The following is a 226-nucleotide window of genomic DNA, read 5'->3' as shown; positions in this document are numbered from 1 at the left end:
CCTCTTCCCTTGATCAAATTGGGCCGATTACGCGCACGGTCGAGGACAACGCCTATTTGCTTGAGGCGATTGCCGGCCACTGCCCGTCTGATTCAACCTCTGCTGACTTGCCAGTTCCGCCATACAGAGAGTCGCTTACAGGCGAAATAAAAGGGCTTCGCATTGCCGTCCCGTCTGAGTACATTGGCGATGGCGTATCAGAAGAAATGCGCAAAGCCGTGTTTGA

The 226-nt window shown here is 54.0% G+C and carries 1 protein-coding gene; it reads left to right on the top strand.

Features of this window, described 5'->3' with window-relative positions:
* The coding region (locus CHH91_RS19365) for an amidase family protein (RefSeq protein ID WP_286160865.1) at positions 1 to 226 on the top strand (226 nt) is incomplete at both ends.

Source organism: Virgibacillus sp. 7505 (assembly GCF_002272135.1).
Taxonomy (GTDB): domain Bacteria; phylum Bacillota; class Bacilli; order Bacillales; family Amphibacillaceae; genus Terribacillus.
The sequence above is the reverse complement of the archived record's forward strand: the minus strand, read 5'-3'. Positions and strand labels throughout refer to the sequence as shown.